The organism is Streptomyces sp. NBC_00466 (genome assembly GCF_041433995.1).
In the GTDB taxonomy this organism is placed as follows: Bacteria; Actinomycetota; Actinomycetes; order Streptomycetales; family Streptomycetaceae; genus Streptomyces.
Genome location: NZ_CP107896.1, coordinates 5,993,808 through 6,014,744, shown reverse-complemented (window position 1 = coordinate 6,014,744; position 20,937 = coordinate 5,993,808). Strand labels below are relative to the sequence as shown.

Below are 20,937 nucleotides of genomic sequence, written 5' to 3'. Positions count from 1 at the left end.
CAGGGCCTCTCGTACGGTCAAGGCTTCGGTGTGCGGTTCAGGGCTGCCCGTCGGTTGCCGTTCGGGCTTCTCCGTTGCGGCGACGCTGTTCAGGGCTTCTCCGTGGCGGCGACGTTCCTGCGCAGCGCCCGCTCGACGCGCTCCTCGATGCCCTTGGCCTCATGGCCGAGTCCCGCCTGGGCCGCGGCGGTCGTCTGCGACTCCTCCATGGCCAGGGCGGCGGGCTGCGGGTCGGTGACCGTCCGCCCGTCGGCGAACCCCGAGACCGCGTACATGACCACGGGCGCGTCCGTCAGGATGCTCACCGTCCAGCTCGCCCGCTGCCGGTCGCCGAAGGAGGCGGCGTCCGTCGACTTCACCGGGTAGGTGCCGGGCATCAGATCGGTGCGCCGGTCGAGCCCCTCGGCCGCGAACCTCTTGTGCAGGGCGGCCATCGCCGCCGGGCCGGCCTCCGTGAAGACCATCCCGACCGTGGTCACGCTGCTGCTGGTGGCATCGGTGTACGTCGCGCGCACCATCCTGGTGCAGCCCACCGGCTGGAGCGCCCGCAGCAGCAGAGGGTCGAGCCGGCCCGTACATGTGCTGTCCGGTGCGACGCCCACCCTGGTCCAGGTGCGGTCGGCGCCGCCGGGGCCCGCGCCGGTGCCTTTGAGCGTCGGAGGGAAGAGGGTGTCGACCGGGGTGCTGTGCCACAGGCCGCGCGATGCGGTGAACCCGTCGCTGGGGCCGGCCGCGGCGCTGTCACCGCTGAGCATGCTCCCGGCGGCCGCGCCGCCGAGCAGTCCGAGCCCGAGCACCACACAGGCCGCGGCGCCCATGGCTCTGGCGGGGTGCCGGGCCGGAACGGGCCGCAGCCGGGTGGTGGTCTCCACCGGCATCTCCTCGGCGGCCGCACGCGGCTGCGTACGGATCACCGGGCCTCCCGCACCCGGCCGCGGGGTGAGATCGACAGCGCCGACCGGACGGCGGCGGGTGGGCGGGGGCACCGGGGGCCGGGGCGGGAACGCGGGCGGCGCGGGCGGCGCGGTGCCGGGCCGGGGCGGGACGCCGGGCGGCGGGCCGGCCGGTGAACCGGCGGGCGTGCCGGGCGGTTCGGGAGACTCAGGAGATGCGGGGGATGGAGGGGGTGCAGAGGACGCTGCGGATTCCGGGGATGCAGAGGGTGCCGAAGATTCAGGTGAGTCCGGTGAGTCGACGACAGGGCGCAGCCGGGTCGTCGTCTCGGTAGGGGTCTCGGTGGGGGTCCCGTCCGGAGGCTCCCCCTTGCCGGCCCGCGCGGGCGGCGGTTCCTTCGGGCGGGGCGGGAAGGACGGGAAGGGGGCACGTCGCGCCTCAGTACTCATCCGCCCCCCTGTGCGTCCGCCCGAATTCGCCTTCCTGGCTGGTCCGTCGGTCACTCTACGGGCTGGCAGGGGACCTGCGGGAACCCGGACGGTACGCACGGGGTATCTGCCCAGAACATCCCCCTACCCTCCGGTAATCATGTCTGGCAGGCTTCGGCCATGACGCCCCGTGCTGCTGACCGGACCCGGTACGACCGGGCCACCGCTGCTCTCGATGCCCCGCTGGCGATCGTCGACCTCGAAGCCTTCGACGCCAACGCCGACGACCTGGTCCGCCGTGCGGCCGGCAAACCGGTCCGGGTGGCCAGCAAGTCCGTTCGCTGCCGGGCGCTCCTGGAACGGGTGCTGGAGCGGGACGGGTTCGAGGGGCTGATGTCCTTCACCCTGGCGGAGTCGCTGTGGCTGGCGCGTTCGGGCTTCGATGACGTACTCCTCGCGTACCCGTCGGCCGACCGCGGTGGCTACGCCGAGCTGGCGGGCGACCCCAAGCTCGCCGCCGCCGTGACCGTCATGGTGGACGATCCGGCCCAGCTCGAACTGATCGACCGCGCACGCGACGGCGGCCGCGAGGAGATCAGGGTCTGCCTGGAGCTGGACACCTCGCTCCGGATGCTCGCCGGCCGGGTACGGATCGGAGCACTCAGGTCACCGCTGCGCGAGCCCGCCCAACTCGCCGAGCTGGCACGGTCGGTGGCGCGCCGTCCGGGGTTCCGGCTGGTGGGTCTCATGGCGTACGAGGGTCATATCGCCGGGGTGGGCGACTCGGTCGCCGGGCGGCCGGTGCGTTCCCGCGCGGTGCGGCTGATGCAGTCGGCGGCCCGCAGGGAGCTTGCCGCCCGGCGGGCCGCCGTGGTGCGGGCGGTGCGGGCGGTGGCGCCCGGCCTGGAGTTCGTCAACGGCGGTGGGACGGGCAGCGTCCAGCACACGGCGGCCGAGGACGCGGTGACCGAGATCGCGGCCGGTTCCGGTCTCTATGTGCCGCGGCTCTTCGACAACTACACCTCGTTCACCGGGCGTCCCGCGGCCCTCTTCGCCATGCCGGTGGTGCGCAGGCCGGGCGTCGGCGTGGTGACCGTGCTCGGCGGCGGCTACCCGGCGTCGGGTGCGGCGGGCCCGGACCGGCTGCCCGTCCCGTACCTTCCGGAGGGGTTGCGCTACGACCCGCAGGAGGGGCCGGGCGAGGTCCAGACACCGCTGCTGGGCTCGCCCGCCGACGATCTGCTCATCGGCGACAAGGTGTGGTTCCGGCACGCGAAGTCGGGTGAGCTGTGCGAGCGGTTCGACGCACTCCAGCTGATCGAGGGCGACCGGGTGACCGGGACGGCGCCGACGTACCGCGGTGAGGGCCACACCTTCCTGTAGCCGCCACAGCAGCCGGTCCCCGCAGCGGCTGGTCCCGGCAGCGCACGAAGTGGCATGACGTGGCATGACGTGGCGTCAGTGGCCGATGCTGCTGCCCACGCCGCCGCTGGTGGCATCGCCGACGGGGCGGATCCCGCTGGTGATGGTGTCCATCCCGCCGAGCGGCGGTCCGTCCGGCCCGGCGTCGAAGGCGAGGCGCACCACCACCATCGACTCGGAGCCGAGCGGCGACGGGAAGGCCACGGTCTGGACGTAACCGCCGGGCCCCGCACCGGTCCTGACCCGCCAGCGCACCAGATAGCCGGTGCGGCCCGCGACGGTCACGGACCGGGACTCGAGCCGGGTGTGCGAGGTGATGCCGTCGTAGTTGAGATCTCCGACGAGGTCCCTGTCGTACGAGCTGTCGGCGGCGTCCTTGATGTCCGCCTTGGCCACGGCCTCCGCCGAGGGGAGTTCGGTCTCGTCGGCGGTGCGTGAGGTCACCCTGCCGTGGTAGCAGAACGAGGCCGAGTCGCCCGGGCACTCGTAGGAGTGGCTGGTCTCCATGGTCGTCACGTCGTCGACCGTGCTCGTCGGCTTCTCCCAGCCGTCCGGGACCGGCAGGGTGATGCCGTTCAGCTCGTCGACGAGCAGCGAGGGGTCGTCGGCCGGCGGCGCGCCGGCCTTCGACCCGTGCTTCCCGGCGGCCGTGGCGGGGCGCGAGGCGGGCGCGCCGGTCGCGGCCGGGGCGGGCGCCGTTCCGCTGTCACCGCCGCTGTTGACCACAGCGACCACCACCGTCACGGCCAGGGCGGCGGCGGCCACCGCGCCGACGGCGATCGGCACCGCGCGCGGCAGCCCGCCGGGCCCACGCCGGACCGCGGGCACCGGCGCGGGCACCGGCGCGGGCGGCGGACCGAAGCCGTGCGGTACGGGGTGCGTTCCCGGCTGCGGCGGGCCGAAGCCCCCGGTGCCCTGCGGCGCCGGACCGGACTGCTGCGGTACGGCGTCGAGCGGGCGGGTGTGAGCGGTCCAGGCCGCGCCGTCCCACCACCGCTCGGTGGCGGTCAGGCCGGTGTCCGGGTACCAGCCGGGCGGGGTCGTGTGGGTCATCCGTTCACTCCAGAGTCAGGCCCCTGGCGCCCGGCGCCGGGCCCGACCCCAGCAGCTAGCACCGCGGGGCGGCAGTCGCGTCGACGTGTTCGGCGACGGCGACGACGACGATCCGGGTCTCGGGCGCCGTGGCACGCCAGCGGTGCCGCACTCCCCCGGAGAGGAACAGGCTGTCGCCGCGCCCCAGGCGGTACGCCCGGCCCTCGGCCTCCACCTCGGCCGCGCCCTCGGCCACGTACAGCACCTCGTCATTGCGGTGCTGGAACTCGCGCCCGGTCTCCTGCTCACCCGTGAACTCCATGGCGTGCAGCTGGTGGTGTCCGCGTACCAGGTCCCGGATCTGCGGCTCGGGGTCCGGGACGGCCCCGGTGCCGGCCGTCGCGCGGACGACGTCGACCGTGCGTCCCGCGTCGGACGCGGCCAGCAGCTCCACGGCCGTGGTCTCCAGCGCGTCGGCGACCCGCTGGAGCGAGCGCTCGCTCGGCCGGGCCCGCTCGTTCTCGATCTGGCTGAGGAAGGGCACCGAGAGCCCGCTGCGCGCGGAGACCTTGGCGAGGGTGAGTCCCAGCGTGCGGCGGCGCCTGCGGACCGCGGCGCCCACCCGGAACGCCTCCTTCTCGTTAGCGTCCATCCCTGGTTCCCCTCCCCTTGCCCTGTCGCCCGTCGTGTCTGCAAGCACCTTACGCAGCTTCGGGCCACGGGAGGGCGCTCCTGCCACACCCGCGTCGTACAACCTTTCCGCCGTACAAGCGCGCGCCCCCACCGGCACCGCGCGGACCCGCTGCCCCCAAGTTCTGTTCCGTGGTGCGAAGTTGACAGCAGTGCCCGGAACGCCGCAAGGGGCGGGCAACGCCGTTGGCGTTGCCCGCCCCTTGCGGGAGAGCCTTCCGCGGAAGATCCCGCGGGAGAGTGGATCAGCTGCCGACAGGCGCCAGCTTGTCCTCCAGGCCCGGGTTGGAGTCGAGCCACTTGCGAGCGGACTTCTTCTCGTTGCCCGCACCGCCGTCCTGGATCGCGACCTCCAGGGAGTTGAGCTTGTCCTCGCTGAGCTTGAAGTTCTTCAGCCAGCCGTTCAGCTCGGGCAGATCCTTGCCGAAGTCCTTGCGGGCGACGGTGTGGATGGAGTCGCTCTTGCCCCAGGCACCCTTCGGGTCCTTGAGCTTCGTCAGGTCGTACTTGCCGTACGCCCAGTGCGGCGACCACAGCACCACGACGACCGGCTCCTTCTTCTTGATGGAGCGGGCCAGCTGCGCCAGCATCGACGACGTACTCGACGACACCACCTGGTACTCACCCTGCAGCCCATAGGCCTTCAGGACCTTCTTGTTCAGCAGCCCCATCTCACCGGCACTCGACTCAATACCGATGATCTTGCCGTTGAACTCCTTGCCCTTGCCCTTCAGATCCGCCAGGGACTTCACACCCTTGACATACGAAGGCACGGACAGCTCAAGGGATGTGGGTCCGTACCAGGAACCGACATCGGTGAGTTGGTTCTTGTATCTGTCCCAGTACTGCTTGTGGGTCGTCGGCAGCCAGGAGTCGAACTGCACATCCTCCTGGCCCTGGGCCAGCGCGGTGTACAGCGGCCCGGGGTCGAGCTGCTTGACGTTGGGCTTGTAGCCGCGGTCCTCCAGGATGTTCTGCCAGAGGTACGTGGAGGCGATGGCCTCGTCCCACGGGAAGAAGCCCAGGTTGACGCTCTTGCCCGCGTCCTTGCCCTTCTGCGGGGCGCCCGCGCCCTTCGCGACGGGCGCGAGCTTGGAGACCATGTCCGGGTTCTTCTTCAGCCAGGCACGCACACCGTCCTGCTCATGGCCCTCGCCGGCGCTCTGGACCGAGTTCTCCAGGCTGGTCAGCTGGCCCTCGGTGAGCTTGAAGTCCTTGAGCCACTTCGCGACCGTCGGGTCCTTCTTGTCGAAGCCCTTGTGCGCGACGGTGTGGATGGAGTCGCTCTTGCCCCAGGCACCCTTCGGGTCCTTGAGCTTCGTCAGGTCGTACTTGCCGTACGCCCAGTGCGGCGACCACAGCACCACGACGACCGGCTCCTTCTTCTTGATGGAGCGGGCCAGCTGCGCCAGCATCGACGACGTACTCGACGACACCACCTGATACTCACCCTGCAGCCCATAGGCCTTCAGGACCTTCTTGTTCAGCAGCCCCATCTCACCGGCACTCGACTCAATACCGATGATCTTGCCGTTGAACTCCTTGCCCTTGCCCTTCAGATCCGCCAGGGACTTCACACCCTTGACATACGAAGGCACAGTCAGCTCAAGGGACGTCGGGCCGTACCACGTGCCCATGTCCTCGAGCTGGGACTTGTACTTGTTCCAGTAGTCCTTGTGGGTCGTCGGCAGCCAGGAGTCGGTCTGGAAGTCGACATCGCCGCGGGCCACACCGGAGTAGAGCGGGCCGGCGTCGAGCTGCTTGACGTCGGTCGTGTAGCCGCGCTCCTCCAGCAGCTCCTTCCACAGGTACGTGGAGGCGATGCCCTCGTCCCAGGGGATGTACCCCATCTTGATCTGCTTGCCGTGGCCGACGTCCGAGCCCGCCTGCGACGAGCTCTTGTCGGAGGCCGAACCGAGGTTCATGCCGCCCGCGACGAGTCCCAGGATCACGACGCCGATCACGGCGACGGTGGTGCCGGGGCGGTAGTGCGTGAAGCTCCACTTCTGGGCCATGGAGGCCGCCTTCGCGGCGGCCCGCCGGCCGAGCGGGGAGACGCGCTGGTTGAGGGCGCCGGTCATCCGGTCCAGGTAGATGGCGAGGATGACCACGGCCACACCGCTCTCGGCGGCGAGACCGACCTGGAGCTGGGTGATGGCCGCGTAGACCTTCTCACCGAGACCGCCCGCACCGGCCATACCGCCGATGACGACCATGGAGAGCGCGAGCATGATGACCTGGTTGACACCAGCCATGATCGTCGGCAGCGCGAGGGGCAGCTGGACCCGGCGCAGGATGTTGCGCGGGGTGGTGCCGAACGCCTCGGCGGCCTCGACCAGTTCGCCGTCGACCTGCCGGATACCGAGCTCGGTCATACGGACGCCCGGGGGCATCGCGAAGACGATCGTGGCGATCACGCCGGGGGTCACACCGACGCCGAAGAACATGACGCCCGGGATCAGGTAGACGAAGGCGGGCATCGTCTGCATGACGTCGAGCACCGGGCGGACCACGGCGCCGACCTTCGCGTTGCGCGCGGCCCAGATACCGAGCGGCACCGCGATCACGATCGTGATGACCGCCGCGACGATCACCAGCGACAGCGTCTGCATCCCGTCGTCCCAGAGGGAGAGGGAGTCGATCAGGGCGAAGCCGACGAAAGTCAGCACCGCCGGTATCAGTCCGCGCAGCCAGAAGGCGAGGACGGCGAAGATGCCCGCCATCAGCAGCGGCTCACCGCCGCCCAGTACCGCGTCGACGCCGTTGTACATGTGCGTGAGCACGCTGTTGATGGCGTCGAAGAGCCAGCCGACGTTGTCCGTCAGCCATTTGACTATGTTTTCGACCCAGTCGCCGAAATGGAACCTAGGCACTGGCGACCGCCTTGTTCTTGGGGGCTGCGTCGCAGGCCAGCGGGGCCTCGGCGTACTCGCCGAGGAATCCTATGAGACGGGACTGCTGTACGACACCGACGATGTCGCCCTTGGCGTTCTTCACGGTCACGTCGTGCGGGACACGCGCGCTCACGCCGCACAGGTCGGCGAAGGTCGTGTCGGGGGTGACGGTCTCGCAGCCGCAGGTGCCCGCGTCGGGGCGGTGGTCGTCGGTCATCATCGCCGCGGCGGTGAGGACGCGCGTGCGGTCCACGTCCTTGGTGAAGGAGGCGACGTAGTCGTTGGCCGGCGTGATGAGGATGTCCTCGGCGGAGCCGAGCTGGACTATCTCACCGTCGCGCATGACCGCGATGCTGTCGCCGAGGCGCATGGCCTCGTTGAGGTCGTGGGTGATGAAGACGATCGTCTTCTTCAGCCGCTTCTGCAGTTCGAGGAGCTGGTCCTGCATGTCGCGTCGGATCAGCGGGTCGAGCGCGCTGAAGGACTCGTCCATCAGCAGCAGGTCGGCGTCGGTGGCGAGCGCGCGGGCCAGGCCCACACGCTGCTGCATACCGCCGGACAGCTCGTCGGGCCAGGAGTTCTCCCAGCCCGCGAGACCCGTCATCTCCAGGGCCTCGGCCGCCCGCTTGTCGCGCTCGGCGCGGGGCACACCCTGGACCTCCAGGCCGTAGCCCGCGTTCTCCAGGACACTGCGGTGGGGGAAGAGCGCGAAGTGCTGGAAGACCATGCTGATCTTCTTCGAGCGCACCCCGCGCAGCTCGCTGTCGCTGAGAGCGGTCAGGTCCTGGCCGTCGAAGAGCACCCGGCCCGACGTCGGCTCGAGCAGTCCGTTGAGCATGCGCAGCAGCGTGGACTTACCGGATCCCGAGAGACCCATGACCACGAAGATGTTGCCCGGCTCGACGGTGAAGGATGCGTCGATGACCGCAGCAGTCGTCCCTTCACCGCGCAGCTCATCGCGGCCGGTGCCGTTCTCGAGTTTCCGCACGGCTTCATCGGGTCGTCTGCCGAACACTTTGTACAAGCGGTCGGCTTGCAGCCTGGACACATACACCTCACGCGTTGAAACGAATACGACCCGTCACCCCCGTGCCGACAGGTCGTGGAGCGGCGCGGTATCGGTCCGCTTCACCCTCGCAATACTTGAATCTGCTACTGGTTCCGCTCCGTGGCGGCGCCTGCCCACCTTTATGCGGCCCAAACAGAAGAGTGACCCAGCTCACTTCGGGTGACTGTCAGTGGCGTACGGCATGATCGGTGTGTGACCCGACGCCTGATGCTCCTCGACACCGCTTCCCTCTACTACCGGGCCTATTTCGGGGTCCCCGACACCGTACGGGCCCCGGACGGCACCCCGGTCAACGCCGTGCGCGGGCTGCTCGACTTCATCGCCCGGCTGGTACAGGACCACCGCCCGGACTCCCTGGTCGCCTGCATGGACGCGGACTGGCGCCCCCAGTGGCGGGTCGACCTGATCCCCTCGTACAAGGCGCACCGGGTGGCACAGGAGACCGAACAGGGTCCCGACGAGGAGGACACCCCGGACACCCTGGCCCCGCAGGTGCCGATGATCGAGCAGGTGCTCGACGCCCTGGGCATCGCCCGGGTCGGCGTCGAGGGGTACGAGGCGGACGACGTGATCGGCACCCTCGCCGGCCGGGCCACCGGTCCCGTCGACATCGTCACCGGGGACCGCGACCTGTACCAGCTGGTGGACGACGCACGCGGCATCAGGGTCCTCTATCCACTGAAGGGCGTCGGAAACCTCCAGCTCACCGACGAGGCACTGCTGCGCGAGAAGTACGGGGTGACCGGCCAGGGGTATGTGGACCTGGCGCTGCTGCGGGGCGACCCCAGCGACGGGCTGCCCGGCGTTCCGGGGATCGGTGAGAAGACCGCGGCGAAGCTGCTCGACGCGTTCGGTGACCTGGCCGGGATCATGGCCGCGGTCGACGACCCGGCGTCCCGGCTCACCCCCTCGCAGCGCAGGAGGCTCGACGAGGCGCGGCCCTATGTCGCGGTGGCGCCGAAGGTGGTGCGGGTCGCTTCGGACGTACCGCTCCCGCCGTTCGACCCGGCCCTGCCCAACGAGCCGCGCGATCCCGCCACTCTGGAACAGCAGGGCACTCTGTGGGGCCTGGGCGGATCGCTTCAGCGGCTGCTCTCCACTCTCCAGGGCTGAGGTGCTAACTTAGGGGAGCCTAACCATAGCGATCAGGGGAGCCGTCCGTGGCGGAAGCACCGGCCCGTAAGACACCGCAGGCCCACGAGGCGCAGGTGGTCCGTACCGAGCGGATCACCCCGCACATGGTCCGTCTGGTCCTCGCCGGTGAGGGGCTGGACGCGTTCGACGCGTCGGAGTTCACCGACCACTACATCAAGGTGCTCTTCGCGCCCGAGGGCGTGAGCTACCCGGAACCGTTCGACATGGCCCGTATCCGCGAGGAGTTCCCGCGCGAGCAGTGGCCGGTCACCCGGACGTACACGGTGCGGTCCTGGGATGCGGCGCTGCGCGAACTGGTGGTCGACTTCGTCGTACACGGCACCGAAGGTCTCGCCGGTCCGTGGGCGGCCGCCGCCCGGCCCGGTGACACGATGCGCTTCCTCGGCCCCGGCGGCGGCTACGCCCCGGACCCGGCCGCCGGCTGGCACCTGCTGGCAGGCGACGAGAGCGCGCTGCCCGCCATCGCGGCCGCGGTGGAGCGGATGCCCGCGGGCGCCGTGGTGCACGCGTTCGTGGAGGTGTCGGGCCCCGACGAGGAGCAGAAGATCGCGGCACCCGACGGCGTCGAGGTGCGCTGGCTGCACCGCGGCACCCGCCCGGCGGGCGAGGCCCTGACCGAGGCCGTGCAGGCGCTGGACTTCCCGGCCGGTGAGGTCAGCGCCTTCGTGCACGGCGAGGCGGGCTGCGTGAAGGAGCTGAGGCGCCACCTGCGGCTGGACCGCGGCATCCCCCGCGAGCAGCTGTCCATCTCGGGCTACTGGCGGCTGGGGCAGAACGACGAGACCTGGCGCGCGGCGAAGCGCGAGTGGAACGCCCAGGTGGAGGCCGAACAGGAGCAGGCGGGCTGACCCGTGTCCGCACCACAGCGGGGCGGGTCCGGCCGGCGGCTCGAAGTCGCCGACCACGAACCCCATCGCCCTGATGGATTTCGCGGCCTGACAGGGCAGAAGTGAGTACGTGAGGGGGGTCCCGGCCGGGCCCCCCTCACGTTCCGCCCTTCACGTTCCGCCGCTCCGCAGGCCGTGTCAGCTCCGCTTCGGTGGCAGCGGAAAGAAACCGCTGGTCCGCGCGGCGTACTCGGCGAAGCCCGGACGGTGGGCCATGTGCCGCTCAAGGAGCCGCTTCCCGCTTCCGGCGATCAGCAGGTAGCTCATCACGAGCGGGCTCAGCACGGTGGCGCCGGCCACCACGGGGTCGTCGCAGACGAGCAGGAAGAGCCCCCACCAGACGCAGAAGTCACCGAAGTAGTTCGGGTGCCTGGTCCAGGACCAGAGGCCCCGGTCCATGATCTGCCCCCGGTGCGCCGGATCGGCCTTGAAGCGGGCCAGCTGCCAGTCCCCCACCCCCTCGAAGAGCAGGCCGGCCAGCCATACCGCGCAGCCCGTGTATCCGGCGGGCCCCATCGCCCCCGGCAGGTACTGCGCGGCCTGCACCGGCAGCGAGACGAGCAGGACGAGGACGCCCTGGAGCAGGTAGACCATGCGCAGCGCGTACAGGTTCCGGTTGCCCGGGGCCCTGGCGAGCATGGCCTCGTAGCGCGCGTCCTCGCCGTGGCCACGGCCGCGCCGCGCGATGTGGATGCCGAGCCGCAGCCCCCAGACGACGGTCAGCGCGGTGATCACGAGCCGCCGTACCCCGTCGCCGCCCTCCCCCGCCGATACGGCATACGAGACCACCGCGACCGCGGCGAAGGCCGGCCCCCAGACGATGTCGACGATCCGGTGCAGTCCCTTCACCACGGCGACGGCGAAGGTGAGCAGCAGGACCGCGAACGCGGTGACGGCCGCCGCACCGACCCCCTGGCCGAAGGCGCCCCACGGGTAGCCGCTCACCGGCGGGCGTCCGCGGCGTACCAGTCGTGCAGGGTGGCGGGCATCGCGCTGTCGCCGCTGTCGTCGGGCCGTACGGCAAGAATTTGGTCCACGCCCATCCGGCGCTCCTCGAACGCGAGCCGCCCGCCCACCAGATAGAGCCGCCAGACCCGGGCGGTCTCCTCACCGACCAGGGCGCGGAACTCCTCCCAGCGCTCCTCCAGCGTCCGCTCCCAGGCCGCGACGGTCCGGGTGTAGTGCTCGCGCATCGACTCCACGGCCCGTACCTCAAGTCCCGCGCCCTCAAGCAGCGAGACCGTCTCGCCCAGCGGGCGCATATGCATGTCGGGCGCGATGTACGCCTCGATGAAGGCGCCGCCGCCCGGTGCGACCGCGCCGCGGGACATCTGCTGGACCAGCACCCGGCCCGCCGGGCGGAGCATCCCGAACAGTGTGGCGGTGAAACCGGGGTACTGCTCGTCGCCGACGTGCTCGCCCATCTCGACGGTGGACACCGCGTCGTAGTCGCCGCCCGTGATGTCGCGGTAGTCCGAGTGCCGGACCTCCACCAGATCGGTGAGTCCACGCTCCACCACCTGGCGCCTGACGTACTCGGCCTGCTCGGCGGCCAGGGTGACGGCGGTGACCTTCACCTTGTGCTCCTGCGCCGCGTACAGGGTGAGGGATCCCCAGCCGCAGCCGATGTCGAGCAGCCGGGCGCCGGGGGTCAGCGCGAGCTTGCGGCAGATCAGTTCCAGCTTGTCGCGCTGGGCGTCGGCCGCGCCGTACTCCGGCTTGTCGCTGGTCCAGTAGCCGCAGGAGTACGCCATCGTCTCGTCGAGCAGCAGGGCGTAGAACTCGTTGGAGAGGTCGTAGTGGTGGCTGATGGCGGCCCGGTCGCGGGCCCTGCTGTGCAGCACGCCGCGCAGCCTGGCCTGGGCGGCCGGCGGCGCGGGGCGCGGGCCGACCGCGCCGAGCCGCACTGCGGTACGCAGCGCGCGGGCCCGGTCGGCGACGGTGAGCTGCGGCGGGCGCAGCCGGCGGGCCCGGACCGCGCTCCACACGGTGCGCAGCCCGTCGGCGAGGTCGCCTTCCATGTCCAGTTCGCCGGTGATGTAGGCCTGGGCCAGGCCGAGTTCATCGGGCTGCCAGACCAGCCGGCGCAGTGCGCGGCGGGAGCGCAGGACCACGACGTGCGCGCCGTCGGGGCCCGCGGTGGAGCCGTCCCAGGCGCGCAGGCGCAGCGGAAACCGGCCGCCGATGAGCTGTTCCACCAGCGGGAACAGTTGCTGGGCGGCGCCGGTCCGGGTCTGAAGGCGCGTCATCGGGAGGTCTCCTCCTTGGAGTCCTTGGAGAGCAGCAGTTGCTGCACATCGAGGTAGCCGGAGCGGAATCCCGCTTCGGAGTAGGCGAGGTAGAAGGTCCACAGCCGCCGGAAGGTCCGGTCGAAGCCGAGTGCCCCGACCTCGTCGGCCTGCTCCTCGAACCGTTCGCGCCAGAGCCTGAGGGTCTCGGCGTAGTGCGGGCCGAACTCCTCGCGCCTGCGGACACGCAGCGCCGTGTGCCCGGCAGTGATCTGCTCGATGGCCTCGGTCGACGGCAGCAGACCACCGGGGAAGATGTACTTCTGGATCCAGGTGAAGGTGTCCTTGCTGGCCAGCATCCGTTCGTGCGGCATGGTGATCGCCTGGAGCGCGATCTTGCCGCCCGGCGCCAGGAGGCGGTCCAGGGTGGTGAAGTACTCGGACCAGAACTCGGCGCCGACGGCCTCGATCATCTCGACGCTCACGATCGCGTCGTAACTTCCCTCCACCCGGCGGTAGTCGAGGACCTCCACCGAGACGCTGTCCTCGTGTCCCGCGGCGCGGATGCGCTCGACGGCCAGTCGGCGCTGCTCCCCGGAGAGAGTGACGGTACGCACCCGGGCGCCGCGCGCGGCGGCCCGGACGGCCAGTTCGCCCCAGCCGGTGCCGATCTCCAGGAGTCTGGTGCCGGGGCCGGCCCCGGCCTCGTCGAGCAGCCGGTCGATCTTGCGGTGCTGGGCGGCGGCCAGCAGCGACCGGTCGGCGGGGAAACCGCGGAAGAGCGCCGCCGAGTACGAGAGCGTCTCGTCCAGGAAGAGCGCGAACAGATCGTTGGAGAGGTCGTAGTGGTGGCTGATGTTCTCCCGCGAGCCCTCGGGAGTGTTGCGCTGGGCCGTCGGCTGCTTCCTGGCCCAGACGGTACGGAGTCTCTGCAGCGGCGCCGGGATCAGGGTCCCGGCCCGTTCGGCCAGCACGGTCAGGACGCCGACCAGGTCGGTGGCCTCCCACTCGCCCGCCATCCAGGACTCGCCGAAGCCGATCAGGCCGCCCGCGCCGATCCGGCGGAAGAACGCGCTGGGGTCGCGCACATCGAGCAACGGCCCCCCGAGCCCGAGCGTCTCGGCGCCGGCGAGGCGGACCCGCAGCGGAAGTCCGGCGAGCGCCCGCCGGACGACGCGTTCCGCGATGGCGGTACGCAGCCAGGACGCGTCCGGGAGCCGGGCCACGTCCGGCCAGCGCTCGGCGTCGACCGCGGTGCGGGGCGGCGCTGGCAGTGCTGTCGCGGGGCTGGCGGGTCCGCGCGATCCTGCGGATCCGGGAGACGCCGGGGAGACGGACACACTCACTTGACGCCCTCCTGGGGCAGGTGACGGGGACGGCGCTGGACGGGCAGCCCGCGCAGATACAGCCAGAAGCCATGTACCCGGATCCCGAGGGAGAGGGCCATGGTCGACCACGGATGGCACAGCGCCGACCGCAGCAGAACGGCCGGGGTGGCGGCCCGGCGTTCCCCCCGTACCGTCGCGGTGAACGGGCGCGCGCCGCCGCGTTCCAGATGCACCGCGAGGCTCAGCCGCTCGCCCGGTTCGGGCAGCCGCATCCGGTAGTCACCGTCCACGGGAAAGAACGGCGATACGTAGAACTCCTTCCGTACGACGTCACGGCCGGCCGGGTCGGGGCGCAGCAGATAGCAGTGCCGCTCGCCGTAGGTGTTGTGCACCTCGGCGACGACGCACAGCGGACGGCCTGCCGCGTCGCGGCACCAGTAGACGGTCAGCGGATTGAAGACATGGCCGAGCACCCGGGCGTGGGCGAGCATCAGCACGCTGCCGCCGCCGAGGTCGACCCCGCGGGCGGCCAGGAACTTGTCGAGCCCCTCGCGGATCGTGCGGTCACCGCCGAAGTGGTCGCGGCCGTCGAACCGGGCGAGCGGCCGCAGTACGCGCGGCAGCCGGGGCGGCGTGTCGGGGTCGATCAGCCACATATAGGTGTGGTGGTGCATGGTGTGCCGCTTCGGCGCGGTCCGCACATGCGTGATCGTGCACGGGTAGACAGCGTTCACCAGGTCACCCCCAGTGCCTGTGCGGCGGCGGCACCGGAACGGCAGCCGTCCTCGTGGAAACCCGAGCCGTGGTAGGCGCCCGCGTAGGCGGTGACCGGGCCGTTGAGTGCGGGCAGCCGGTGCTGCGCGGCCACCGATCCGGCGCTGAACACGGGGTGCTCGTACGTCATGCGGTCGAGCACCTGGTCCTCGGCGATCCGGTCGGCGGCGTTCAGGGTGACGACATAGGTCTCCGGCGCGTCGAGGCGCTGGAGGCGGTTCATGTCGTAGCTGACCTGGACGCGGTCGGCCCCGGCGGCGCACTGCGGCATCAGGTAGTTCCAGGCGGCGCGGGCCCGCGGGCTGCGCGGCAGGATCGTGGTGTCCGTGTGCAGCACGGTGGGGTTGCGGGAGTAGCGGAAGGCGCCGAGGACGCTGCTCTCCTGCTCGGTCGGGTCGGCCAGCAGGGCGAGCGCCTGGTCGGGGTGGACGGCGACGACCACCGAGTCGTACCGCTCGGTCGTCCCGTCGTCCGTGGTGATCTCGGCGCCGCCGGAGACGCGCCGGACGCTGCGGACCGGGGTCGAGGTGTGCAGCACGGTGAGTTCCTTGCCGACCCGCTCGACGTACGTACGCGAACCGCCGGTCACCGTGCGCCAGGTCGGGGATCCGGTCACCGAGAGGAGGCCGTGGTGCTGCAGGAAGCGGAAGAGCGGTACTGCGGGGTGGTCCAGCGCGGTCACCGGGTCGCAGGACCACACCGCCGATACCAGCGGTGTCATGAAGTGCGCGGTGAAATAAGGGGAGAAGCCGCCGTGGTGGAGGAACTCGCCCAGGGTCAGCGCCTCGGCGCCCGCGCCGGCCGCCAGGAGACTCCGGGCCCAGCGGTGAAAGCGCGGCACTTCGGCGAGCATCCGCAGATAGCGGCCGCGGAAGCCGTTGCGCGGCTGGGCGAGGATTCCGGAAAGGCCGCGCGCACCGGCGTATTCGAGACCGCACCCCTCGCACCGCACCGACATGCTCATCTCCGACTCCTGGGTCTCGACGCCCAGTTCGTCGAAGAGCCGCAGCAAGTGCGGATAGGTGCGCCGGTTGTGGACGATGAACCCGGAGTCGACGGCGTGCACCCGGCCGTCGGCCGACGGTATGTCGTGGGTGTGCGCATGGCCGCCGAGCCGGTCGTCCGCCTCGTACAGCGAGACCTCATGCGCGCGCTGGAGGACATGCGCGGCGGTCAGCCCCGCGATGCCGCTTCCCACCACTGCGGTCCGACGCCTCTGGTCCGCCATGCCGCTCCCTCCGGTAAGTCGTGTCGGGCACAGCCCCTCACCAGGTATTCGCGGCCGGAGTCCACTCGGATTGGTCCGTCACACGATCGGATGACGGACCAATCCGCGACCGCACCGGCCCCGAACAGCCGACGTGAGTGCACTTCGGAGAGATGCGGCACCGGGTTCCGGACAGGACACCCGCGGCGCGACGCGCTGTGTGGCGGCGGCTCACTCCGCTTGTGCCCCACCCCTTGCAGACGTTCCGGGCAACCCCTTCCGCTAGGAGAACGAACCCCATGCGCACCAACCGCTTCCCCCGCATCGCCCTCGCCGTCGTCGGCGCGGTCGCCCTTCCGATGGCGCTCTCCGCGTGTTCTTCCAACGGCTCGAAGGGCGACGCGAAGGCGAGCTCGGACAAGGCGCCTCCGGCCGCGGCCGCGAAGTCGAACGCCCTGGACGCCGGCAAGCCGTTCGGCCCCGGCTGTGCCACGGTCCCGAAGAACGGTGCGGGCAGCTTCAACGGCATGGCCAAGGACCCGGTCGCCACCGCCGCCTCGCACAACCCGGCGCTGTCCACACTGGTCACCGCGGTCAGGAAGGCCGGTCTGGCCGACACCCTGAACAACGCCGAGAACGTCACGGTGTTCGCCCCGACCAACGACGCCTTCAACAAGATCCCGAAGGCCCGGCTGGACAAGGTCCTCAACGACAAGGCGATGCTGACCAAAATCCTCACGTACCACGTCGTCGGCCGGAAGCTCACGCCGAAGATGCTGGAGAACGGCAGCTACCCGACGCTGGAGAAGAGCAAGCTCACCACCGCGGGCTCCGGCGTCTCGTACAAGGTCGACGACGCCTCGAACGTGGTCTGCGGCAATGTCCCGACCGCCAACGCCACGGTGTACATCGTCGACTCGGTGCTGATGCCGGAGTAGTCGCGGCGAGCCGGTACACGTACCACCTCCAGCGTCCCACGGCGCGGGCCGCCGCACACCTGGTGGGCGGCGGCCCGCGCCGTGCGTGCGGGACGGCTGCGCCCGCGCCCCGCCGCTCGTACTCTTGAGCCACGATGAGACGTAAGACTTCCCGGCTTCCGGGCCCCCTGCCCCAGCGCGAGGGCATCGACGCGGTGCGGCTGCGGCTTCCCGTGGACGGTGCGTGGACCACCGTCAGGGAGCACCTGGCCGAGCGGCTGCCGGGCGGCGCCGCCGAGGTCGACGCCATGCTGCTGAGGGGCGCGTTCGTCGGGGCGGACGGGCCGGTCCTGGCCGACACCCCTTATCTGCCGGGCGCCTCGGTCTGGTTCCACCGGGACTTCCCCGACGAGGTGCGCGTGCCGTTCGCCATCGAGGTGCGCTACCGCGACGAGCACATAGTCGTCGCCGACAAACCGCACTTCCTGGCCACCACCCCGCGGGGCAGGCACATCACCCAGACCGCGCTGGCACGGCTCCGCAAGGATCTCGGGCTGCCCGCGCTGAGCCCGGCCCACCGGCTGGACCGGCTGACCGCGGGGCTGGTGCTGTTCTCCGTACGGCCCGAGGAACGCGGCGCGTACCAGACGCTGTTCCGGGACCGGAAAGTACGCAAGGAGTACGAGGGCGTCGCCCCGTACCTGGCCGGCCTTGAACTTCCGCACGTCTCACGCAGCCGCATCGAGAAGGTGCCGGGGATCGTCGCCGCCTTCGAGACACCCGGCGAGCCGAACAGCGAGACCCGGATCGAAGCGGCCGGCCGCAGGGGGGATCTCGCCCGCTACCGGCTCACCCCCGTCACGGGCCGTACGCACCAACTGCGCGTCCATATGAACGCGCTGGGCGTCCCGCTGCTGGGCGATCCGTTCTTCCCGGTGGTCACCGACCCGCCGCCGGACGACTTCCGCAGACCGCTGCAACTCCTCGCCCGGGTACTGGAGTTCACCGACCCGGTCACCGGCGCCGAGCACCGCTTCGAGAGCGGCCGTTCGCTCCAGGCCTGGACGGCGTACGACGCGTGGGCGGCAGGCCGCTGAGACACGTACGGCCCCCGCAGGATGTGCTCCCGCAGGGGCCGTACGGCACGCTGAGCGCGGTCAGCCCACCGAGCTGTACGCCACCACGCCCCGCCGCACCGCGTCGACCGCCTTGCGGGCATTGCGCGAGACCGTGCTGTTCTCGCCGGGGGCCGCCGCAGCGATCTGGCCCAGGACGTCGATGACCTGCTTGCACCAGCGGACGAAGTCACCGGCCGGCATCTCGGCCTCGCGCAGCACCTCGTCGAGGCCACGGCCGGACGCCCACTGGTAGGCCGCCCAGGCGAAGCCGAGGTCGGGTTCGCGCTGGCCCACGCCCTCCGTCTGGTTGATCTTGAAGTCCTCCTCAAGGGCGTCGAGCCTGCCCCAGATCCGGACCATCTCGCCCAGCGCGGTCTTCGCCGCACCGGCGGGGACCTTGGGCGCGACGGCGTCGTCGGACTGGCGCGCCTCGAAGACCAGCGCCGAGGCGCACGCGGCCAGTTCGGCGGGGCTGAGGCCTTCCCAGACACCGGCCCGCAGACACTCCGACGCCAGCAGGTCCAGCTCGCCGTAGAGCCGGGCGAGGCGCTTGCCGTGCTCGGTCGACTGGTCGCCCCTGAGGTAGTCGAGCTCGGTCAGCAGGGCGTAGATCCGGTCGAAGGTGCGGGCGATGGTGTTGGTCCGCCCCTCGATCCGGCGCTCCAGCTGCCGGGTGTCGCGCTGCAGCCGGTGGTAGCGCTCGGCCCAGCGGGCGTGGTCCTCCCGCTCGTCGCAGCCATGGCAGGGGTGCGCGCGCAGCTCGGTGCGGAGCCGGGCGATCTCCCGGTCGTCGGCGGCAGCGGCCCGCGGCTTCCGGTGCCGGTCGGGCACGATGTGCCCGGCCTTGGTGCGCAGAGCGGACGCCAGATCGCGCCTGGACTGGGGCGACTTCGCGTTGAACGACTTCGGGATCCGCATCCGGTCCAGGGCCTCGACGGGCACCGGGAAGTCCATCGAGGCGAGCCGCTTGACCTGCCGCTCGGCGGTGAGCACCAGCGGCCGGGGCCCGTCGTACGCCTCGAAGCCGCGGTGCCCGTTGGCCCGGCCGGCCGGCAGCCCCGGGTCGAGGACCAGTGCGAGGCCGGCGAACTTGCCGGTCGGCACATGGATGACATCGCCCGGCCTGAGCTTCTCCAGGGCGTCAGCGGCGGCGGCCCGCCGCTGCACGGCCCCCTGCTTGGCCAGCTCCGTCTCGCGGTCCTTGAGGTCGCGGCGCAGCCGCGCGTACTCCTCGAAGTCCCCGAGATGGCAGGTCATCCCCTCGCGGTAGCCGGAGATGCCCTCCTCGTTCTTCTGCACCTGCTTGGAGATCCCGACGACCGACTTGTCGGCCTGGAACTGCGCGAAGGACGTTTCGAGCAGCTCCCGCGAACGGTGCCGGCCGAACTGCTGCACCAGGTTGACGGCCATGTTGTACGAGGGCCGGAAGCTGGAGCGCAGCGGATAGGTACGGGTACCGGCGAGGCCCGCGAGCGCGCCGGGATCCATGGCGCGCTGCCAGAGCACCACGGCGTGGCCCTCGATGTCGATGCCGCGCCGCCCGGCCCGGCCGGTCAGCTGGGTGTACTCGCCGGGGGTGATGTCGGCGTGCTGCTCGCCGTTCCACTTGACGAGCTTCTCCAGGACCACCGTGCGGGCGGGCATGTTGATGCCGAGCGCCAGGGTCTCCGTCGCGAACACGGCCTTCACGAGCCCGCGTACGAAGAGCTCCTCGACGACCTCCTTGAAGGTCGGCAGCATCCCGGCGTGGTGCGCGGCGATGCCCCGCTCCAGGCCTTCCAGCCACTCGTAGTACCCCAGGACGTGAAGGTCCTCGCGCGGGATGGAGGCGGTGCGCTCCTCGACGATCTCACGGACCGTGGAGCGCGCCTCCTCGGAGTTGAGCCGCAGCCCCGCGTAGAGGCACTGCTGGACCGCGGCCTCGCAGCCGGCCCTGCTGAAGATGAAGGTGATGGCGGGCAGCAGCCCCTCGGCGTCGAGCCGGGCGATGACCTCGGCCCTGCTGGGGGTCCAGATCCGGCTGCGGGAGCGCCGCTCACGCTCGCGGTCCGCCTCGCGCACCATCTTGCCGCGGCGGCGGTCCCGCGGGTTGTACGTGCGCTGGTTCTCCTGCCGGGCCATCCGCAGCAGGTCCGGGTTGACCTCCCGCTTGGCGCCGCCCCGGCCGCCGTGGTCCGTCGACTCCTCGAAGAGGTCGTACATCCGGCGCCCGGCGAGCACGTGCTGCCAGAGCGGGACCGGCCGGTGCTCGGAGACGATCACTTCGGTGTCGCCGCGGACGGTGTCCAGCCAGTCACCGAACTCCTCGGCGTTGGACACGGTCGCGGAGAGCGAAACCAGGGTCACCGAATCCGGCAGGTGGATGATGACCTCCTCCCACACGGCGCCGCGGAAGCGGTCGGAGAGGTAGTGCACCTCGTCCATCACCACATAGCCGAGCCCCAGGAGCGCCTGCGAGCTCGCGTACAGCATGTTCCGCAGGACCTCGGTGGTCATGACGACCACCGGGGCGTCCGCGTTCACGCTGTTGTCACCGGTGAGCAGGCCGACCTTGTCCGCCCCGTACCGCCTCGCCAGGTCCGCGTACTTCTGGTTGGACAGGGCCTTGATCGGGGTGGTGTAGAAGCACTTGCGGCCCTGCTCCAGGGCCAGGTGCACGGCGAACTCGCCGACGATCGTCTTGCCCGAGCCGGTGGGTGCCGCGACGAGCACACCCTTGCCCGCCTCCAGGGCCCGGCACGCCTCGATCTGGAACGGATCGAGATCGAAGTCGTACATGCCGCGGAAGGGGGCCAGCGAAGTGGCCTCTTCGACGGCGCGGATGCGGGCGGCTGCATAACGCTCAGCGGGCGAAAGGTCCTCGGTCATCTTGTCAACGAGCCTACCCGCCGCCT

General features: G+C 71.0%; 16 protein-coding genes. 5 read left to right on the top strand and 11 right to left on the bottom strand.

From position 1 onward, the window contains the following. Positions 1 to 89: 89 nt before the first annotated feature. Complete coding sequence (locus OG210_RS27045; RefSeq protein ID WP_328324886.1) at positions 90 to 914, bottom strand: hypothetical protein; 825 nt, start codon at positions 912 to 914, stop codon at positions 90 to 92. A gap of 588 nt (positions 915 to 1,502) precedes the next feature. Here OG210_RS27045 and OG210_RS27040 point away from each other — a divergent pair. Further along, positions 1,503 to 2,705, top strand: coding sequence for an amino acid deaminase/aldolase (locus OG210_RS27040; RefSeq protein ID WP_328324888.1), 1,203 nt, complete (start codon positions 1,503 to 1,505; stop codon positions 2,703 to 2,705). Between the two features lie 75 nt (positions 2,706 to 2,780). On the opposite strand, the gene OG210_RS27035 is transcribed toward OG210_RS27040, so the two are convergent. The 4 genes from OG210_RS27035 to OG210_RS27020 all read right to left on the bottom strand — a co-directional run bounded on the left by OG210_RS27035 (position 2,781) and on the right by OG210_RS27020 (position 8,414). Then, positions 2,781 to 3,797 (bottom strand): DUF2510 domain-containing protein, encoded by a 1,017-nt coding sequence (locus OG210_RS27035; RefSeq protein ID WP_371539087.1) that lies wholly within the window; start codon positions 3,795 to 3,797, stop codon positions 2,781 to 2,783. Positions 3,798 to 3,852: 55 nt separating this feature from the next. Continuing rightward, positions 3,853 to 4,428, bottom strand: coding sequence for a cupin domain-containing protein (locus OG210_RS27030; RefSeq protein WP_371539084.1), 576 nt, complete (start codon positions 4,426 to 4,428; stop codon positions 3,853 to 3,855). Between the two features lie 283 nt (positions 4,429 to 4,711). Beyond that, a complete protein-coding gene (locus tag OG210_RS27025; RefSeq protein WP_371539081.1) occupies positions 4,712 to 7,339 on the bottom strand; it encodes an ABC transporter permease/substrate binding protein in 2,628 nt (875 codons plus the stop codon). Then, positions 7,332 to 8,414 carry a glycine betaine/L-proline ABC transporter ATP-binding protein gene (locus OG210_RS27020; RefSeq protein WP_328324896.1) on the bottom strand — a complete coding sequence of 361 codons (1,083 nt, stop codon included), beginning with the start codon at positions 8,412 to 8,414 and terminating at the stop codon, positions 7,332 to 7,334. Before OG210_RS27020 ends, OG210_RS27025 begins: the two co-directional genes overlap by 8 nt. 222 nt (positions 8,415 to 8,636) lie before the next feature. Here OG210_RS27020 and OG210_RS27015 point away from each other — a divergent pair, with 222 nt between their 5' ends. Both OG210_RS27015 and OG210_RS27010 read left to right on the top strand, forming a co-directional pair. Then, on the top strand, positions 8,637 to 9,542 hold the full coding sequence (locus OG210_RS27015; RefSeq protein WP_371540498.1) for a 5'-3' exonuclease H3TH domain-containing protein: 906 nt from the start codon (positions 8,637 to 8,639) through the stop codon (positions 9,540 to 9,542). Between the two features lie 47 nt (positions 9,543 to 9,589). Further along, complete coding sequence (locus OG210_RS27010) at positions 9,590 to 10,432, top strand: siderophore-interacting protein (RefSeq protein ID WP_328324898.1); 843 nt, start codon at positions 9,590 to 9,592, stop codon at positions 10,430 to 10,432. A gap of 177 nt (positions 10,433 to 10,609) precedes the next feature. Here the strand turns inward: OG210_RS27010 and OG210_RS27005 are convergent, their stop codons facing one another. From OG210_RS27005 to OG210_RS26985, 5 genes are read right to left on the bottom strand one after another with little or no spacing between them, the layout of a single operon-like run. Next, complete coding sequence (locus tag OG210_RS27005) at positions 10,610 to 11,416, bottom strand: DUF1295 domain-containing protein (RefSeq protein ID WP_328324900.1); 807 nt, start codon at positions 11,414 to 11,416, stop codon at positions 10,610 to 10,612. Continuing rightward, positions 11,413 to 12,720: a cyclopropane-fatty-acyl-phospholipid synthase family protein gene (locus OG210_RS27000; RefSeq protein WP_328324902.1), complete on the bottom strand. Its 1,308-nt coding sequence runs from the start codon at positions 12,718 to 12,720 to the stop codon at positions 11,413 to 11,415. Before OG210_RS27000 ends, OG210_RS27005 begins: the two co-directional genes overlap by 4 nt. Continuing rightward, on the bottom strand, positions 12,717 to 14,045 hold the full coding sequence (locus tag OG210_RS26995) for a class I SAM-dependent methyltransferase (RefSeq protein WP_371539077.1): 1,329 nt from the start codon (positions 14,043 to 14,045) through the stop codon (positions 12,717 to 12,719). Before OG210_RS26995 ends, OG210_RS27000 begins: the two co-directional genes overlap by 4 nt. Next, positions 14,042 to 14,761 (bottom strand): DUF1365 domain-containing protein, encoded by a 720-nt coding sequence (locus tag OG210_RS26990; protein ID WP_371539074.1) that lies wholly within the window; start codon positions 14,759 to 14,761, stop codon positions 14,042 to 14,044. The genes OG210_RS26995 and OG210_RS26990 overlap by 4 nt, the downstream gene beginning before the upstream one ends. Continuing rightward, a complete protein-coding gene (locus OG210_RS26985; RefSeq protein ID WP_371539071.1) occupies positions 14,758 to 16,029 on the bottom strand; it encodes an NAD(P)/FAD-dependent oxidoreductase in 1,272 nt (423 codons plus the stop codon). The genes OG210_RS26990 and OG210_RS26985 overlap by 4 nt, the downstream gene beginning before the upstream one ends. A 278-nt stretch (positions 16,030 to 16,307) precedes the next feature. Here OG210_RS26985 and OG210_RS26980 point away from each other — a divergent pair, with 278 nt between their 5' ends. Both OG210_RS26980 and OG210_RS26975 read left to right on the top strand, forming a co-directional pair. Beyond that, positions 16,308 to 16,946, top strand: coding sequence for a fasciclin domain-containing protein (locus tag OG210_RS26980; RefSeq protein WP_328324906.1), 639 nt, complete (start codon positions 16,308 to 16,310; stop codon positions 16,944 to 16,946). A gap of 134 nt (positions 16,947 to 17,080) precedes the next feature. Then, the gene (locus OG210_RS26975) at positions 17,081 to 18,022 is read left to right on the top strand and encodes an RluA family pseudouridine synthase (protein WP_371539068.1); all 942 of its coding nucleotides are present in this window, start codon (positions 17,081 to 17,083) and stop codon (positions 18,020 to 18,022) included. Between the two features lie 60 nt (positions 18,023 to 18,082). Here the strand turns inward: OG210_RS26975 and OG210_RS26970 are convergent, their stop codons facing one another. After that, entirely contained in the window at positions 18,083 to 20,911 is a 2,829-nt protein-coding gene (locus OG210_RS26970) for a DEAD/DEAH box helicase (RefSeq protein ID WP_328324909.1), read from the bottom strand. Positions 20,912 to 20,937: the final 26 nt, after the last annotated feature.

Bases quoted from the DNA above. Each gene is read 5' to 3' on its own strand.
- OG210_RS27030 (WP_371539084.1), bottom strand. From the start codon at position 4,428: ATGGACGCTAACGAGAAGGAGGCGTTCCGGGTGGGCGCCGCGGTCCGC.
- OG210_RS26975 (WP_371539068.1), top strand. From the start codon at position 17,081: ATGAGACGTAAGACTTCCCGGCTTCCGGGCCCCCTGCCCCAGCGCGAG.
- OG210_RS27040 (WP_328324888.1), top strand. From the start codon at position 1,503: ATGACGCCCCGTGCTGCTGACCGGACCCGGTACGACCGGGCCACCGCT.
- OG210_RS27035 (WP_371539087.1), bottom strand. From the start codon at position 3,797: ATGACCCACACGACCCCGCCCGGCTGGTACCCGGACACCGGCCTGACC.
- OG210_RS26980 (WP_328324906.1), top strand. From the start codon at position 16,308: ATGCGCACCAACCGCTTCCCCCGCATCGCCCTCGCCGTCGTCGGCGCG.
- OG210_RS26970 (WP_328324909.1), bottom strand. From the start codon at position 20,911: ATGACCGAGGACCTTTCGCCCGCTGAGCGTTATGCAGCCGCCCGCATC.
- OG210_RS27015 (WP_371540498.1), top strand. From the start codon at position 8,637: ATGCTCCTCGACACCGCTTCCCTCTACTACCGGGCCTATTTCGGGGTC.
- OG210_RS26985 (WP_371539071.1), bottom strand. From the start codon at position 16,029: ATGGCGGACCAGAGGCGTCGGACCGCAGTGGTGGGAAGCGGCATCGCG.
- OG210_RS27000 (WP_328324902.1), bottom strand. From the start codon at position 12,720: ATGACGCGCCTTCAGACCCGGACCGGCGCCGCCCAGCAACTGTTCCCG.